Here is a 15,307-nt window from a genome sequence, read left to right as displayed (position 1 = left end):
ACCAAACTAACTCAAGCCACTTTCGGACAAGATTAGCGGATTTCGAAGGTCTTTGCTTCAAAAATTATATGATTAATGGATGAGGGTTGGATAAATTACTTATTTTTATTATGAATATCGATTGCGCATTGATTAATGGCAGGTAATGGATTGTTCTTTAAACATATTTTGGGTTGATTTTTTTGAACGAAGATTGGGTTTTTATAAAATTACAAGTGAATATGAGTGTTGTAATACTTCAATGATTCTCACTAAGTGACGTTTAGAAGCTATGTCCGAATAGTAGACGCCTAATACTAATCAAACTAAATAATGGGTCATCCTAGCTTGTTAAAACACTCGATAACATCGCTAGAAATTTTGATTGATGAAGTTTGACTCGTTAGGTATATACCGATTTAAACTTACATCGAAGGAAGGACAAAGATAGGGGAGATTTATAAGCAGACATAAAAAAGCGCCGATAAAAATCAGCGCTTTAAAATTCTTTTTAGCTAAAAGCTAATTATTGAGCAACAACGTTTGCTGCTTGTAGGCCTTTTTGACCGTTTTCAACTTCGAAAGAAACCTTTTGGCCTTCTTTCAGAGTTTTGAAGCCTTCTGAAGCGATTGCACGGAAGTGTACGAATACGTCAGCACCGCCGTTGTCTTGAGAAATGAAACCGAAACCTTTCTCTTCGTTAAACCATTTTACAGTGCCAGTATTTGTGTTAGACATAATTTGTCCCTTATTCATAAATTTTCTAAATTGTTGATTGCATTACTGCAATGCGCTGATAATTGAATTATTTAATATTGCTAAGAAATAAGGAAAAACTACTTACAAAAACGGGTAACGATTTTACATGTCATTTTTTACTATTCATCTAACTTAAATAACTCCGGCTAACAGAGCGAGTGCATGTTAACACAGTCTTTCCGATTGTACACTCATTGATTGATAAATCATCGAGTTTTTTTGTCATGTTGTGCCAACCGACATAAACTACCCTCAATAGCTGATAGTTTTATAGGGTTTTGCTGCAGTGACAAAGTAAAAAGGAAGCCTGTAGCTTCCTTTTCATCATTAGTATAGACGATCTTAACGTTTGAAGTTGATATCTTCGATTTGATCTAAGTTAATTTTTGTTTTTGCAGGTTGCGTTTCAGCAATTACCTTGCCGTGTCGAACTGAGTATTGAACTGGTACTTGGCGACGAACAGCATCAAAGCCATTGTCAGCAGGCAAGATCAGAAGGCTACCTGGTTTACCTTGTTCAATACCGTAGTTGTTTTGAATGTTTAGAGTACGAGCTGAGTTCTTGCTGATCAAATCAAGTGAGGTATTGATTTGGTCATAGCCCATAACTTGTGTTACGTGCAGCCCCATATGCAAAACTTGAAGCATATTTGCTGTGCCAAGCGGGTACCATGGGTCAAACACATCATCGTGGCCAAAACAAACGTTGATGTTTGCTGCTAGCATCTCTTTCACACGAGTCACGCCACGGCGTTTTGGGTAATCGTCGAAACGGCCTTGTAAGTGAATGTTCACTAACGGGTTTGCTACGAAATTGATACCAGACATCTTCAATAGACGGAACAGACGAGACGCGTAAGCACCGTTGTAAGAACCCATCGCCGTTGTGTGGCTTGCTGTTACCTTTTCACCCATCTCAAATTTATGAGCAAGGGCTGCCAGTGTTTCAACAAAACGAGATTGCTCGTCATCGATTTCGTCACAGTGAACGTCGATCAGACAGTCGTACTTGCGTGCAAGCTCGAACACGTAATGCAGAGATTCAACACCGTATTCACGAGTGAATTCGAAGTGAGGGATAGCGCCAATAACGTCAGCGCCGATCTTCACTGCTTCTTCAAGCAACTCTTTGCCGTTAGGGTATGAAAGAATGCCTTCCTGAGGGAATGCAACGATCTGAATGTCGACCCACTCTTTCATCTCTTCACGAACTTCAACCATCGCTCTTAACGCAACTAACGTTGGGTCAGATACGTCAACGTGAGTACGCACGTGTTGAACACCGTTAGCGATCTGCCATTTCAGTGTTTGCTTCGCACGAGATTTAACGTCTTCAATTGATAGCAGTTCTTTGCGCTCAGCCCAACGCTCAATACCTTCAAACAAAGTGCCAGAGATGTTCCAGTTAGGCTCACCAGCGGTTTGAGTGGTATCTAGGTGGATGTGCGGTTCACAGAACGGTGTAACTGCAATGCCACCTTCAGCATCAAGAATGTCACCTTGATGATTAATTTGTGCGTCATTATCGAGAATGCGAGAAAATTGACCATTTTCAATCAGAATCTGTTTCAAGCCCTCTTGGTCTTGAAGTTTCGCGTTCTTGATTAATAAGGTTGTCATAGTGTGTCCTTAAGCGGCCTGAGATTTCAGAGCTTTTTTGTTCAATAGAGGATTAAGCACGAGGTAACTGATTGCACCACCTAACACTGCGTTCAAAGGAACAACGCCAGGAAGGAAATGACCAGCGGCTACGCCTGTTGCTACCGCGATAATGCCAGCCCAATTAACGGTTTGGAACTCTGCATTTGCAAAATCTTTGTAACGTTTACGATTCGCAAAGAAGTCGGCGATGATTACGCCACCAATTGGTGGAATCGCCAACGATAGGAAGGTTAGCCAACCTACGAAGTTGTTGTACAACCAAAGCGCGAAAATCGTACCGATGATGCCGTTAATGATAGACATTGTAGTACTTGAGCGACCAGTGATGTTAGATAAACCAAGGCCAGATGCATAAAGAGCGTTTTCATTGGTTGTCCAGATGTTCAAGCCAAGCACGATGATCGCTGGAAGCAGCAGCCCTTGTGCGATCATTACATCTGAAATGTCTGATTGGCCTGTTGCTGCTGCACCGGCTGCACCGAAGATAAACATCAGTGAGTTACCGATGAAGAATGCAACCATTGTGATTAATACTGCGCTCGCTGGCTTTTTACCAAAGCGAACAAAATCGGCCGTTAGCGTACCTGCACTAACAAATGAACCTACAACCATTGCTAAGGCCATTGAGAAGTCCATTGGAGTTTCTGGTTTAATCAGTTGTAGCTGTTCTAGTCCGCCAACGCTGTCTACCGCAGTCAACACTGAGTAACCACCTAGAATTGCAATCGCTGGAACAGCAATCGCTGAAAGCACCATTAGCGCTTTAATACCGAAGTACACCGTACCTGTCATCAAAAGGCCTGACACAATAATCAAAGTGTTGGTATCAATGCCCGTCGCTTTCTGTACTGGAATTGCGAACATCGCTACACCTACGCCAAACCAACCGACTTGTGTACCACCAAGTAGAGCAGAAGGAAGCCATGAGCCTTTTGTACCGAAAGAGAAACGAGCTAGGAGGTGAGTAGAGAGGCCAGTAGATGAGCCGATGTAGCCAAGAAAAGAAGTGTAAATACCAAGAATTAGGTTACCGATGAGAACGGCGAGGAAAAAATCGTTGAATGAGAGGCCTGTCCCGAGTGAACCACCTGTCCACATACTTGCAGAGAAGAAAGTGAGTCCAAGCATTACCATGGTGAGTGAAGCAACTCCTTTCCTAGCCGATGCTGGAACCGGCCCAAGACTGTAGTTATTATCCGCAGCCATCTTTTACCTCCGCAATTGATCAAAATTAAAAATAACGGTTGCCGTATTGCAGGCAAACGAGCGCATTATGGTGGTATAAATCACATAGTCAATGCTATTTTTGTCAATAGTTGTACATCTGAGTAGGTTAACGAATTAATTATCTTATATAACATGGGGTTATTTTTTTTATTGTGCCATATAAATAAATAGAAAACGTTTTCTATAACGCATTACTTGTCTAATGTCGGGTGTTGGATGTTAATGTTGGTTATTATTATTTTGAATGGGTGTCTGTATATTTAGGAGGGGGGTTAATCAAACGACAGGCAAAAAAATAGCCAATCGCAATAACCGCAATTGGCTTATATATTTTGTGAACAAGAAAGGTTCACTAACAACGTCAGTTGGCTAGGTGACCCTCGGCTTAAGAAGGGTCAATATATACATTGCAGGTAGTGTGCCAACTTTTAAAACAGCATGAAACGGTTGTTTTATAGCAATTTGGTGCGTATTTGAGCGTTTTGTTCGCTTTTTTGGAATTCGATATCGCATTTTGCAATTGCAATTTGCAAGTGTTGGTCGTTTGGTCGCCAATAAGAGTAAACGGTAGAGGCGCTGAGGTTTCTGCATTTTTAAGTTCTTTTAGACCTTTATTAGATAGAATTTGTAGCCGAAAAAATAGAAAAAACTGAAAGTTAAAAAAACAGAAAGCCCGTAATATCTGAGAACGTACGGGCTTTCTTTTTTTGACTAATGAGGCGTGTTAGATGGAGTAAAAGAAGTATAGTTGAGACTTCATTCGAATGATGATTCCACGAATCACATCTAGGAAACCCATAAAGCTAATTGGCTTTTCACCGCTTACCCATGCTAGTCCAACAGAACCTACTGGTATATCGTAACCTTCCGCTTCATCAATTTTTAGACGGACAAAGTGATGCTTGTTCTGAAGGTTTCGACCTGTCGTTACACGAACTTGCTCATCGAGGCCTAGTAAGTTAGCTTGTGCTTCGCCTGTCGCTTCTACAATACCTTCTACGGTCGCAGAGAATATTTTCCCCGGATATACGGCGGTAGAAAACTCTGCGGGTTGGCCAACCTTTACGTTACGAATCGCTTGGTGATTCACTCGCATCAATACATACTTTTCTTCGGTATACATTTGGATACGAGGCATCATTGAAACTCGCTGTCCTTCACGAAGGATAAAGTTTGTCACAAAGCCGTCGGTTGGAGCGGTTACCTTGGTGCTGTTCAGATCCCATTGTGCTTGTGCCAACGTAGCCTTTGCTGAATCGACTTCAGTTTGCTTTTTACTCACATTGGTTTCTGCTTTGTGGATGTTTAGTTTCGCATTTTCGGCATCGACTTCTTTTTTACTGAGCTGAGACTCTAGGGTTGTGACATTATGAGTTGCTAAGTCTACCTTTGCCGTTTGTTGGTCGATGTCAGTTTCAGTAATCGTATGTTCTACGACACTGTTTTGCTTCTGGTAACGATCAAGCGTTTTTGATTGCAGTACTAAGTCTGTTTTTGCTGATTCTATTTGTGCAATCGAAGCCTTGATGTCTTCAAGCGCTGATTGGTAACTGATTTTAGCAATACTAACTTCTTGATGAGCTGTGTCTAAAGCGACTTCCGTTGATTCAAGTTGAACACTTGCTTTGTCTCTTGCGATTACATATTTAGTGTCATCAATCTCATAAAGAAGCTGCCCTTCCATGACATCTTGGTTTGGACTGATGTGAACTTTAGTCGTTTTCCCTGTTACCGCTGTTGAGTCCGGACGTAACTGAATATGTGGAGACTGAACAACTGAACCACCCGACAGATCCATCGGAGTGTAGTTGATCAATCCAACCCACACGAACATCAACCATGACGTACCACCGAGATAAGCGAACGCCTTAGTGCCTTTGTTCCACGGCATGCCCACTAGTCTCAGTAAATAAATGAACAGTGCCCAAATAGCTAAACCTTCTAACATACTGGGTTCTCCTCATTTTTATCGTTTTGTTCTGGTTGAACGTCAGGTTTAGCTGGCGCTTTCCATGTGTCCCTCAGGTTAATAATGGCTTTTTCCATATCAACAAAGGCCAATATGACGGCAAGTACCCATACCCAATGCCAAATAAAACCAATCCATGTTAATGCGGTGATTAAGCCGAGTTGTTGATGCTCTTTACTGTGAGCTTTATTGATTGGTAATTCATGAACACGCCAGAATCCGTAACATGCAGCCGCGATAGTTGCGACTAATACAACGCCTGCTACGACGTGCAATGCGGTATCGGCACCGGTTCCGACAAATGGGACACTTAATAAACTCATTGATAAATCCTAAGCTAAATGATGCGCCGAGTGTGATGGACGTCGGATTTATAGGTTGTAAATTTACCAATTATTTCGATAATAGTGTTTATATGATTTGATCTATCATTAAACTTCTAGGGGCAGCGACGAATGAACCATTGTAACTTCTTAAGAGCGTTAGGAATTTTGGGTATTTATCAGCATGCAGTGACGAATCCCATGGTTAATGTGGAGCGTTTAGGTATTCCTAAGTCGGTATTTAGTAACTCGATGAACCTCATTCCGGTGAATGAAGTTGATAAATGGTATGACTTGCTTGAACAGCAAACTAATGATCCGGATATCATATTGAAATTGGCCGATCGTGTCGATATTGAAAGATTAGGCCCGTTAACGAATTGGTTTTTTTCTGGTCACGATCTTGCGTCGACGATTCGTAGAGTCAACATCGGACTGCACTGTTTACAGTCGGGTGCTTTCTTATACGGTGCTCAAGTCGGGACCATGATTAAATGGTGCTACGACAATCCCGCTTACACGGAAACGGGCAAAGTACACGACTCAATAAGAGTGGCAATTTTCATTATGAAGATTTTGCGCCGTTATTTAGGGGATGATTTTAAACCTGTGGCGGTATCAATTGCCGGCCATCGAGATAACGTTGATCTTTACCATGAGTATTTCGGTTGCACGGTTCAATGGGGGCAGCCGCGTACAGAGGTTTGGATACGGAGTGAGTCTAGGTTATCCATTAATCAATCACCATCGAACAGTAAAACGAATCTGGCGATGAATTTTCATGACTTAGACAATTATCTCAATATGCCGGATGCTGGTGATGAACATAAGGTGACTTATGAGATGATCAATTATAGTCGTCATTTTGGTTTGCCTACCTTACATAAAGTTTCCAGTTTACTCGGTCTATCTGAACAGCAGTTCCAGCGACGATTACACAAATTGGGTGTTAACTTTTCTACCATAATGGGATACGCGTTAAGCAACGTGGCCGTGGAACTGTTGTTGTATTCAGTGCCGATAGAAGAAGTTGCAACGAGATTAGGTTATACCAATGTCGCGAGCTTTAATAGGATGTTCAAAAAACACCGAGGACTAACACCTAAGCAGTATATTGAACGTTTTGATAGTGAATGCTGATCATTACTTTTATTAGCCTTTGACTCGCTTTTGAAAGTGAGTGGTTAAATAAACGATAACCCAAGTACTAAGGATAAAAGGAGCCGTCAGCGGCAGTAGTGACAATTCATGAAAACCGAGTGTGATGAGGCTGCTCAAAAGAATGCCTAATAGAATTAACGGCCATGGGATTCGTGTATAAAGCACAAGCGCAAGAGTCGAAAGAATGGCATTGTACCCATAAAGACCTTGCTCAATTAGCGCGCCAGAAGCGCCAATTATATGGCTAAAAGCTGTGCTGAGAACGACCGAAGCAACGACCCACAGAGCATGTTTTAGGTTGTTAAGTGCGATGGCGATTAAGATAACTAGCCCCGACAATGCATTTTCGATAAAGCTGACTTGGCTGATCCCTTTTAAGAGCGGGATCACCACTGCTGACAAATTAAACCATGAACCTTGCTCAATACTGATTATTGGAACGAATACAGAGGTGGGGGTAGCAAAGGCCGATAGATCTAAGGTCGATTGGATAACATAAATTAGCCAAGATGTGAGGACAAAAGCGCTGGTGTAAGCGCGATACTTCTTAAAGCTGAATACAATGTTGGCTATGGGAACGGTGAGCAACGCGCCGAACACAGTGACTAGGACCAATAATGGTGTGACACCAAAAAAGTTACCGATAAACAAACCAATTAAAGCGCCATTTAATGCGTACATGCCGCTACTAATGTTGTCAGCTGACTTGTTTGTGTTGCTGAAGGTAAATATATAAAAGACCAATGCATAACTGCAACTTGCACCAAGCAGGGTTAGGCAAGCCAGTGCCAGTGATTCAATAGAAATAGCAAGCAACAGCAGAAGTGACGTCATGACGGACGGTGTGAAATAGACTTGCCCAATACCATTGAGCAAGCCTTTAAGTGGGAGAGTGTCCTTATTCATCGTCATCATCTGATTACATTATTGAGTCATGTTAATTTTCTGTAAGTCAGATTGTATATAACTCCGTTCCGTTGACCATATTGGTGTGTTAATTTTGATACCAACGTTCGCCATAGGCTGCTTGATAATCTGGTTTTTCGATGAGGCCTTTCTGCTCGGGAACCGTTTCCAGTGGCCCTACAACGGTGCGATAAGGCAACACACCCGCCCAGACGGGAATATCCATATCAGTTTTATCATCATTTACACCATGTTTACCAATCTTCACGGATGCTTCCGTTAAAGGTATCGCCAATAACTCGGTCGCCTTGAGCTCTTTCTCATTACTGAGCCTGACTTCGCTGGTTCTTCCCGGTGCGATTTGCTCGATAAAGATATTCAACAAGCGATCCTTTTCTTGATTGTCATCGATGACTGAGAATGACCCCAATACAACAGCAGAACGATAATGCGCGCTGTGATGAAATGCAGAGCGTGCTAGCACCCATCCATCAAACAAAGTGAACGTTAGGCAGGTTGGTTCTCCCTTTTTTAAGCCTTTTAATAATCGACTGTTTTTAGCGCCATGAATGTAGACCATGTCATCTACTCGCCATGCGAGCATCGGAATTATCATCGGACCTTGATCACCCTGTAATGCGATATGTGCGATTAAGCTCTCGTCGATGATTTGATGCAGTTTTTCTGTGTTAAATACGGCCTTGTGAGCCCCTTTCTTAATCGTTGTTCTTTTCGTGTTAGATAACATAATCGCTCCTTAATCATTGCCTTTTGATCAATGTATCGATTAACTGGTCTATTAAATAGAGCCACTTTTAAACACTATTTGGATCCAGTTATGCAGCCTATTGATGTCGGTGACCTACAGTTAAACGATCAACATGAAACTCGTCAAACCGCCTTGTTTCATGCAATCAGAGAGAAGATCGTTCAAAATTTATGGAGCAGAGGCTATAAGTTACCTTCAACGCGTAAATTGGCTATTGAGTTGTCTGTGAGCCGAAATACGGTGATTTACGCGTATGAACAGCTGGTCACAGAAGGCTATATCGAGAGCAAGAAAGGTTCAGGCTTTTATGTGTCGGTTGAGCAGCCAGAGTATTTCTTGAGTTTATCTCAATCGAACGGTATTCAGAGTTCACATGATGTGAGTGCAGAGGTTGATATGCCAAGTAGTGCGCGAGTGAAACCCAATGATATCAACCGAAGTTTTGCACCGGGAGTTCCTGACTTGAATGCTTTCCCTTTTACTAAGTGGCAAAGACTGTTACAACGCCACTCTGAGCGTCAGAGCATCGCGGGGAATCAAGACGTCCAGGGAAGTTTGGCATTGAGAGAAGCGTTGAGCGGTTACCTTGCAAGTAGCCGTTCAGTTCGCTGTCATGCCGATAGAATTATTATTACGGCAGGTGCGCAGCAAGCGATTTCAATAGGTTTAATGGCGACGTTGGAGGTGGGCGATAAGATTCTTATGGAAGAGCCTGGCTATCGACAAGTACATAAAATTGTTGATCTATTCAAGCTTGAATTGGATGGTGTGAGTGTCCGAGAAAAAGTTGGCCTTGATATTGAAAAAATACTCGCCAGCGATGCTAAGGCCTTGTATGTCACCCCAAGTAATCAATACCCGATGGGTACAACACTTAACACAGATCAGCGTTTAAAACTTATCGATTGGGCCAACAAACATGAGTCTTGGATCATTGAGGACGACTACGACAGTGAGTTTCAGTTTGCTCATCGCCCTTATACCAGTATGCAAGGCTTGGCAGGGGAACTGGGGTTTGATGATCGAATCATTTATGTTGGCTCGATGAGTAAGGTGATGTTCAATGGCCTTCGTTTAGGTTACTTGGTGGTACCAGAACAATTAGTTACTAAGTGTTTGGAGATTAAAGACGCGCTCAGTGGAGACACGGCCTCACATACGCAAGCAGCATTAGCTGATTTTGTTCGTGAAGGTGACTTATTAAGACATATCAGAAAGATGCGTCGTTTATACAAACTCAAATATGAAGCGATGATCGAGGCCATTGATAGCGAATTTAATGGTGATCTTGAGGTGGTCAGTCAAGCGGCAGGACTACATGTTATGGTTAAATGGTTAAATGGGATATCAGAGCAAGAGTGGAGCCGTAAAGCAGAGCAAGAAAATATTGTGATTCGACCGTTTGATTTTTACGAATATGGATCGAGTGCTGGGCGTGATTGGAGCGCGGTGGTATTGGGTTTTGGCAACATCTCGTTAGATGATGTGAAGCCGAAGATCAAAGAGATCGCTCGGCTTTTTTATCAATAGTGCTCTGATTTTGACATTATTGCTGTGAATTTGATAGGCGGCTTCTAAGCTTTATCAAGAATGGTTGCGAACGTTACCTTACAATTTTTCGATAGAAACCGTTGGTTTACCTAGCCACTTGCGCCAAGGGAGTGACAGTGTCACAAAGGTGATAACCGCGTAGAGCATTGACCAACTTAAGCAGATAAAAACCAAGGTACAAATAACGAGAGCAACCATAGCTGTGTATCTCGATGTTCCAGTTAACAAGCGACAAGCCGCTAACATTGCGAGCAGATAAACCAGAACAAAAATACCATTAGCAAGCTTGAGAAAGAATTCAAGATCCAAATCAGATAGTTCACCAATTACGCACGATATAAGCGCAATAAAGCCAATCGCTAGGGTTGGGTAAAGCGGTACGCCATGGCTGTTAAGTTTTGCCATTCGGCTTTCTGGTCTGTGTTGGCGTGCCTGAGCCCAGATCATTCTAGATAAGCTTTGAGTATAAAGGTTTAAGCTCGCAAAACATGCGAAGAATCCTAGAACGCTTATCACCGTTTTAAATCCATTACCAAACAGTTGTTCCGTAACCCATGGGATTGAAGTCGCATCAAACTCAGGCGAACCGTAAGCACCCACTTTGATGATGACCACCGAGCAAGCCCAATAGACGATGCCCGCGACAAAGCACCCAGCGATGATCGCGATTGGAAAATCACGTTGTGGGTTTTTAAACTCTTCACCCATGTGAGCAAAAGCTTCTATGCCAACAAAACACCAAAACATCACCGCAAGCGCTGCACCAATTGACCATATTGAATCTGATGTAATTGCAGGAATAACAACATCAGTAGCCCCGATATCAGCTTTCCAGACAAAAGCGCTGACTAAAGCAAATATTGAAAGTGCAATAATCGTTTGCAGTCGGCCAGACGACTTGCTGCCCATGAGGTTAACCACAATAAGCAGTGCAACGGTAATGAATTGCGCTCCAAGAGGCGTATCTAGTGGCGCAGGTAATAGCTGTTGAGCAAAACCTCCGGCTAATGCAATGGCGGCAGGTATACCCACAGGAACGACACTTACGAATAACCATGCAACACTTGTTTCTAAACGTTCGCTGAATGCCTGACGGACAAAATAAGCTGTGCCACCCGCATTCGGGTAGCGTTTCCCTAACGCTGCAAAGGTAAGCGCAATTGGACAGATTGCGATAAACAATATCAACCAAGCTAACAGTGATAATTGTCCTGCGATTCCTGCGGCGATGGCTGGAATCATAAATAACCCAGTACCTAGCAAAGTGGTTGAGAGTTGTCCGATTCCTGAGATCAAGGTGATCTCTTGTTTGAGTTGCGTCATTCGCTGTCCTTGCTGATGGTGCGGTGTTGTTTTCAGTTAGAATTGAGGTGCAGAGTGCATATTCTGCATTGTGATTGAAATCATACATTGTCGCTATCAATAATGCAGCTAGCGAAACGTCTTAAGAGGCGGTCATTTTAACGGTATTGATTCAATTCAACGTGAAAGTGTCGGCTGTTCTATCGAGGAAAACTGTGTCAAATTAGTCCCTATAAATAGAACAATAATGGAAGTCATCGCAATCATGGATAAATTTGATCGGCAAATTTTAGATATCCTCAAAATTAATGCTCGATGCTCAGTGAGCGATATTGCTAGAGACGTGAGCCTTTCTCGCTCTGCAGTCAATGCTAGAATCAAGAAATTAGAAAACGATAAGGTGATTACAGGGTATTGCGCGCAGATAGCGGAACCTGATCAACCTAAGAATGTGTGCGCTTATATTACATTGAAGTTTGATCTAGCGAGTAGTAACCACAGTTGTGAGTCTTACGCGAAACGTATCCAGAGTATTGACGGGGTTCAATGGTGCCATTCGATCAGCGGTGAGACTGATATGATGTTGTACATCGAAGTGGAAAGCATGAAGCACTTGAATCAAGTCCGCGATCAATTGCAAAGTTACCCAGATCTTCGCCACCTAATGACGCATACGGTTTTGACCGAGTTTTTTAACAAACAGAATTCGTTAGGCCGTTCATGTTAGGAGTGATCGACTGCGCTAAGAGCGTCAACATGGTTAGGAGCTTCAATCTTGCTAGGAGCCTAAATTTTGCTAAGTAATGTAAATTTAAACTTGCTGCGCTCGCTGCATGTGCTCCTTGAAGAGTGCCATGTAAGCCGTGCAGCTCAGCGCCTGCACATAACGCAATCGGCGGTGAGTCGCCAATTGGCTCAACTTAGAGACTTGTGTGGTGACCCTCTCCTTGTTCGTGATGGCAACAAGCTGGTTCCTACCAATCGAGCTCTGCTTCTCAAGGGAAAACTGGATGATTTGTTGGGTGAGTTCGACCATTTATTGGATGATAAACCCTTTGAACCACAAGACTGGCAGGGTGAATTGGTGTTATCGTCCAGCGATTATGTTGCTCAGTATATTCTTCCTGTCATTGTCTCTGAAGTCTCTGCAGAAGCCCCAAATATTAATTTGGCTTACCGTTTATGGCAGCCCAATTATCTTGAAGCGCTAAACGAGTCGGGTATTCATTTAGCTTCCAGCATGTTTCCCAAAAAACCAGAGCAAGTATCGAGCATTAAGCTTGGTGAAGATAAATCGGTGTGTTTGATGCGTAAGTCTCATCCGCTCGCTCAGCAATTAGCCTTGAGTGCGAAGGATATCGTTAATTACTCACATATTAAAGTGACGGGTGGCGGAGACAAAGACAGTTACGCGGATATTGCATTAAAGAAACAAAATCTTAAACGTAGAGTTGCTTTACAGGTTCCGTTTTTCTCGTCGGCAGGTACGGTGTTGATGCAAGATGATTATCTAATGATTGTGCCTGAACATATCGCTCATAACTTAGGACGACACCTAGAGACTACTTATTTTTCTTTGCCGTTTGATACTGAAATGCATACCTATTGGCTGATGTGGCACCCTAAGTATGACAACGACTCTGCACACAAATGGGCACGAGAGAAGGCATTCCAGGCTATGCAAAAATCGAGTTACAATATAAGTATGATTTCAAATCATAACTATGATGATGATCTTTGATTTCAAAGAATACTTTCTGCGAATTATTGTAAATAGCAAGTACAAGGCGTTCAGTCAGAGCGTATGTTTTTACTAGGAATGGAATGATGACAGTAACAATTTGGTTTTCTTTATTGGCGATTTGTTTATTGGGCGCGATGTCTCCAGGCCCAAGCTTAGCGATGATCGCTAAGCATAGTTTGGCTGGTGGCCGTATGAATGGGCTTGTTGCTGCTTGGTCACACGCCGCTGGCATTGGTATTTATGCGTTCGCAACGATTGTTGGTTTGGCGGTGTTACTTGAACAATCACCAATGTTATTTAAAGGTATCAGTATAGCGGGCGCTGCGTATCTGCTATATCTTGGTGTGAATGCGTTGCGTTCGAAAGGTGGCGTAGCTGCGAAATTGGAAGCGGGTGAGCAGATGAGCTACATGCAATCTGCGCGTGAGGCTTTCTTGATCTCTATTCTGAGCCCAAAGATCGCGCTGTTCTTCATCGCCCTGTTTAGCCAATTTGTTGCACTAGGTAATGAGCTAACTAATAAAGTAATTATTGTTTCAACCCCGTTGATTGTTGATGGCCTTTGGTACACCTTCATCACATTGGTGTTGTCTAGCCCATTGATTGTTGAGCGTATTCGCTCGAAAGCTCAATTGATCGATCGACTGTCTGGTGTAGTTTTGATTTTGTTGGCTGTTCGTGTGGTGTGGACGATTTAGAAGTAAGTCATTTCTCGCGATAACAGGTTTCTATTAAAAAGGCTCACTAGACGTTGTCCAGTGAGCCTTTACTTTTCAAATCAATGGATGTACTAGCCTTCCGAGTTCAGCACTGCATCAAGCTTCGTCATTGAGTCCGAAAAGTAAGGGTTGTAGGTTAGGCGTGCATGGTTTTTCCCATCCTCAATATAACCCCACGCTGAGTACCAAACTTCACTATTATCGATACATTGCTCTTCATAACCTTCTGCTTGTCCGTTAGAACAAATTCTCTTACTACCATTGACTCCGTAGTACGGGTTGTTGGGTGAGAACAGTAAGCCCATGTGAGAACCATTAGAAATGCGCTGATCTGGAATCTTCATACTGTATTGAATAGCGCGAGGATCTTCGAGTGTCGCTTCCCCTAGCCAAATCAACACATTGTTTGGGTTTGGCATCGATCGACTAAACGCTTGCTGGACAAATTTGGTGTCAATGACACTATCGCCTTCGCTCATCATAATAAAAACAGGTTTGTCGAAGTGTTTATCTTGTAGATCTTCACGAACCACTTCTGATGTTTCATAGTAAACCGAAGCGCCATTCATTGGCAGCGAGTTATAGCGCAGTATATTGTCTTCAGGATCTTGGTCAGCCCAAGTAATAAAATAACTTGCTAGACCTGCGTATTGCACGGCTGATGAGCTTGGTTGAAATGCAGGGGAGAATAGCAATAGCCCTGAGATCTTTGGGTCGTTCATCGCCTGTGAAGTCACTAGATTTGCACCTGTTGAATAACCGCCAAGCCACACAGAATCATATTCCTGCTCAAGTAACTGAGTATGGTGAGCTACGACACCTTGCCAATCTTCCAAGCTTGGTTGCATTAAGTCGCCCACACGACTGCCGTGACCGGGAAGTAATACCGTTCTCACAAGGTAACCTTGTTCTGCTAGATGCGTGGCGATGTCTTTAAATGAGTAGGGTGAGTCGCCTAATCCATGGACTAACAATACGGCTTTCCCGTTAGGAGAAACGGGTTGATATTCTGCCGGAGAATTAAGTTGAATCTCTAACTGCTTATTTTCGGTCATGAACACGCGATTTCTCAGCAACCAATCTTGAGTGTCACTGATGTATGCGTCAAAAGTATCTTGTTGATATTCAGGCAAGTTTGGGGAGGTTTCGTAAGCGGGTTCAATGGTCTCGCTGGAGCAACCAACGAGACCTAAAGTCGTTAAGGCAATGAGCGTAATAATGGTCTTTCTGGTCAT

Annotated in this window: 14 protein-coding genes; 5 read left to right on the top strand and 9 right to left on the bottom strand. The window is 42.8% G+C overall.

Annotated features, from left to right (window positions below; genetic code table 11):
- Positions 1–505 precede the first annotated feature (505 nt).
- From cspE to ACFI6G_RS12345, 5 genes are all read right to left on the bottom strand, one after another.
- Positions 506–718: a transcription antiterminator/RNA stability regulator CspE gene (cspE, locus tag ACFI6G_RS12365; RefSeq protein WP_004730009.1), complete on the bottom strand. Its 213-nt coding sequence runs from the start codon at positions 716–718 to the stop codon at positions 506–508.
- 363 nt (positions 719–1,081) lie between these two features.
- Positions 1,082–2,359 (bottom strand): cytosine deaminase, encoded by a 1,278-nt coding sequence (locus ACFI6G_RS12360; RefSeq protein ID WP_010428579.1) that lies wholly within the window; start codon positions 2,357–2,359, stop codon positions 1,082–1,084.
- A gap of 9 nt (positions 2,360–2,368) precedes the next feature.
- Complete coding sequence (gene codB, locus ACFI6G_RS12355) at positions 2,369–3,607, bottom strand: cytosine permease (RefSeq protein WP_010428581.1); 1,239 nt, start codon at positions 3,605–3,607, stop codon at positions 2,369–2,371.
- Between the two features lie 745 nt (positions 3,608–4,352).
- Positions 4,353–5,576 (bottom strand): HlyD family secretion protein, encoded by a 1,224-nt coding sequence (locus tag ACFI6G_RS12350; protein WP_016788882.1) that lies wholly within the window; start codon positions 5,574–5,576, stop codon positions 4,353–4,355.
- A complete protein-coding gene (locus ACFI6G_RS12345) occupies positions 5,570–5,920 on the bottom strand; it encodes an MFS transporter (RefSeq protein WP_010428586.1) in 351 nt (116 codons plus the stop codon). Before ACFI6G_RS12345 ends, ACFI6G_RS12350 begins: the two co-directional genes overlap by 7 nt.
- A gap of 132 nt (positions 5,921–6,052) precedes the next feature.
- Here ACFI6G_RS12345 and ACFI6G_RS12340 point away from each other — a divergent pair, with 132 nt between their 5' ends.
- The gene (locus tag ACFI6G_RS12340) at positions 6,053–7,060 is read left to right on the top strand and encodes an AraC family transcriptional regulator (protein ID WP_010428587.1); all 1,008 of its coding nucleotides are present in this window, start codon (positions 6,053–6,055) and stop codon (positions 7,058–7,060) included.
- A gap of 12 nt (positions 7,061–7,072) precedes the next feature.
- Here the strand turns inward: ACFI6G_RS12340 and ACFI6G_RS12335 are convergent, their stop codons facing one another.
- Entirely contained in the window at positions 7,073–7,996 is a 924-nt protein-coding gene (locus ACFI6G_RS12335; protein WP_016789417.1) for an urea transporter, read from the bottom strand.
- A 79-nt stretch (positions 7,997–8,075) separates the two neighbouring features.
- Positions 8,076–8,735: a pyridoxamine 5'-phosphate oxidase family protein gene (locus ACFI6G_RS12330; RefSeq protein WP_010428593.1), complete on the bottom strand. Its 660-nt coding sequence runs from the start codon at positions 8,733–8,735 to the stop codon at positions 8,076–8,078.
- A 90-nt stretch (positions 8,736–8,825) separates the two neighbouring features.
- On the opposite strand from ACFI6G_RS12330, the gene pdxR reads away from it, so the two are divergent.
- A complete protein-coding gene (gene pdxR / locus ACFI6G_RS12325) occupies positions 8,826–10,286 on the top strand; it encodes a MocR-like pyridoxine biosynthesis transcription factor PdxR (RefSeq protein ID WP_462710284.1) in 1,461 nt (486 codons plus the stop codon).
- Positions 10,287–10,364: 78 nt separating this feature from the next.
- On the opposite strand, the gene yjeH is transcribed toward pdxR, so the two are convergent.
- Positions 10,365–11,630, bottom strand: coding sequence for an L-methionine/branched-chain amino acid transporter (gene yjeH / locus ACFI6G_RS12320; RefSeq protein WP_016789418.1), 1,266 nt, complete (start codon positions 11,628–11,630; stop codon positions 10,365–10,367).
- A 244-nt stretch (positions 11,631–11,874) separates the two neighbouring features.
- Here yjeH and ACFI6G_RS12315 point away from each other — a divergent pair, with 244 nt between their 5' ends.
- From ACFI6G_RS12315 to ACFI6G_RS12305, 3 genes are all read left to right on the top strand, one after another.
- On the top strand, positions 11,875–12,336 hold the full coding sequence (locus ACFI6G_RS12315) for an Lrp/AsnC family transcriptional regulator (protein WP_029189134.1): 462 nt from the start codon (positions 11,875–11,877) through the stop codon (positions 12,334–12,336).
- A gap of 66 nt (positions 12,337–12,402) precedes the next feature.
- Positions 12,403–13,350, top strand: coding sequence for a LysR family transcriptional regulator (locus ACFI6G_RS12310; RefSeq protein WP_016788883.1), 948 nt, complete (start codon positions 12,403–12,405; stop codon positions 13,348–13,350).
- 86 nt (positions 13,351–13,436) lie between these two features.
- A complete protein-coding gene (locus tag ACFI6G_RS12305; protein ID WP_010428606.1) occupies positions 13,437–14,051 on the top strand; it encodes a LysE family translocator in 615 nt (204 codons plus the stop codon).
- Between the two features lie 92 nt (positions 14,052–14,143).
- Here the strand turns inward: ACFI6G_RS12305 and ACFI6G_RS12300 are convergent, their stop codons facing one another.
- A complete protein-coding gene (locus tag ACFI6G_RS12300) occupies positions 14,144–15,307 on the bottom strand; it encodes an alpha/beta hydrolase (RefSeq protein WP_016769127.1) in 1,164 nt (387 codons plus the stop codon).

Source organism: Vibrio sp. PSi01 (assembly GCF_054960695.1).
This window is presented reverse-complemented; position numbering and strand designations above follow the sequence as displayed.

Bases quoted from the DNA above. Each gene is read 5' to 3' on its own strand.
- cspE (WP_004730009.1), bottom strand. From the start codon at position 718: ATGTCTAACACAAATACTGGCACTGTAAAATGGTTTAACGAAGAGAAA.
- ACFI6G_RS12360 (WP_010428579.1), bottom strand. From the start codon at position 2,359: ATGACAACCTTATTAATCAAGAACGCGAAACTTCAAGACCAAGAGGGC.
- codB (WP_010428581.1), bottom strand. From the start codon at position 3,607: ATGGCTGCGGATAATAACTACAGTCTTGGGCCGGTTCCAGCATCGGCT.
- ACFI6G_RS12350 (WP_016788882.1), bottom strand. From the start codon at position 5,576: ATGTTAGAAGGTTTAGCTATTTGGGCACTGTTCATTTATTTACTGAGA.
- ACFI6G_RS12345 (WP_010428586.1), bottom strand. From the start codon at position 5,920: ATGAGTTTATTAAGTGTCCCATTTGTCGGAACCGGTGCCGATACCGCA.
- ACFI6G_RS12340 (WP_010428587.1), top strand. From the start codon at position 6,053: ATGAACCATTGTAACTTCTTAAGAGCGTTAGGAATTTTGGGTATTTAT.
- ACFI6G_RS12335 (WP_016789417.1), bottom strand. From the start codon at position 7,996: ATGATGACGATGAATAAGGACACTCTCCCACTTAAAGGCTTGCTCAAT.
- ACFI6G_RS12330 (WP_010428593.1), bottom strand. From the start codon at position 8,735: ATGTTATCTAACACGAAAAGAACAACGATTAAGAAAGGGGCTCACAAG.
- pdxR (WP_462710284.1), top strand. From the start codon at position 8,826: ATGCAGCCTATTGATGTCGGTGACCTACAGTTAAACGATCAACATGAA.
- yjeH (WP_016789418.1), bottom strand. From the start codon at position 11,630: ATGACGCAACTCAAACAAGAGATCACCTTGATCTCAGGAATCGGACAA.
- ACFI6G_RS12315 (WP_029189134.1), top strand. From the start codon at position 11,875: ATGGATAAATTTGATCGGCAAATTTTAGATATCCTCAAAATTAATGCT.
- ACFI6G_RS12305 (WP_010428606.1), top strand. From the start codon at position 13,437: ATGACAGTAACAATTTGGTTTTCTTTATTGGCGATTTGTTTATTGGGC.
- ACFI6G_RS12300 (WP_016769127.1), bottom strand. From the start codon at position 15,307: ATGACCAGAAAGACCATTATTACGCTCATTGCCTTAACGACTTTAGGT.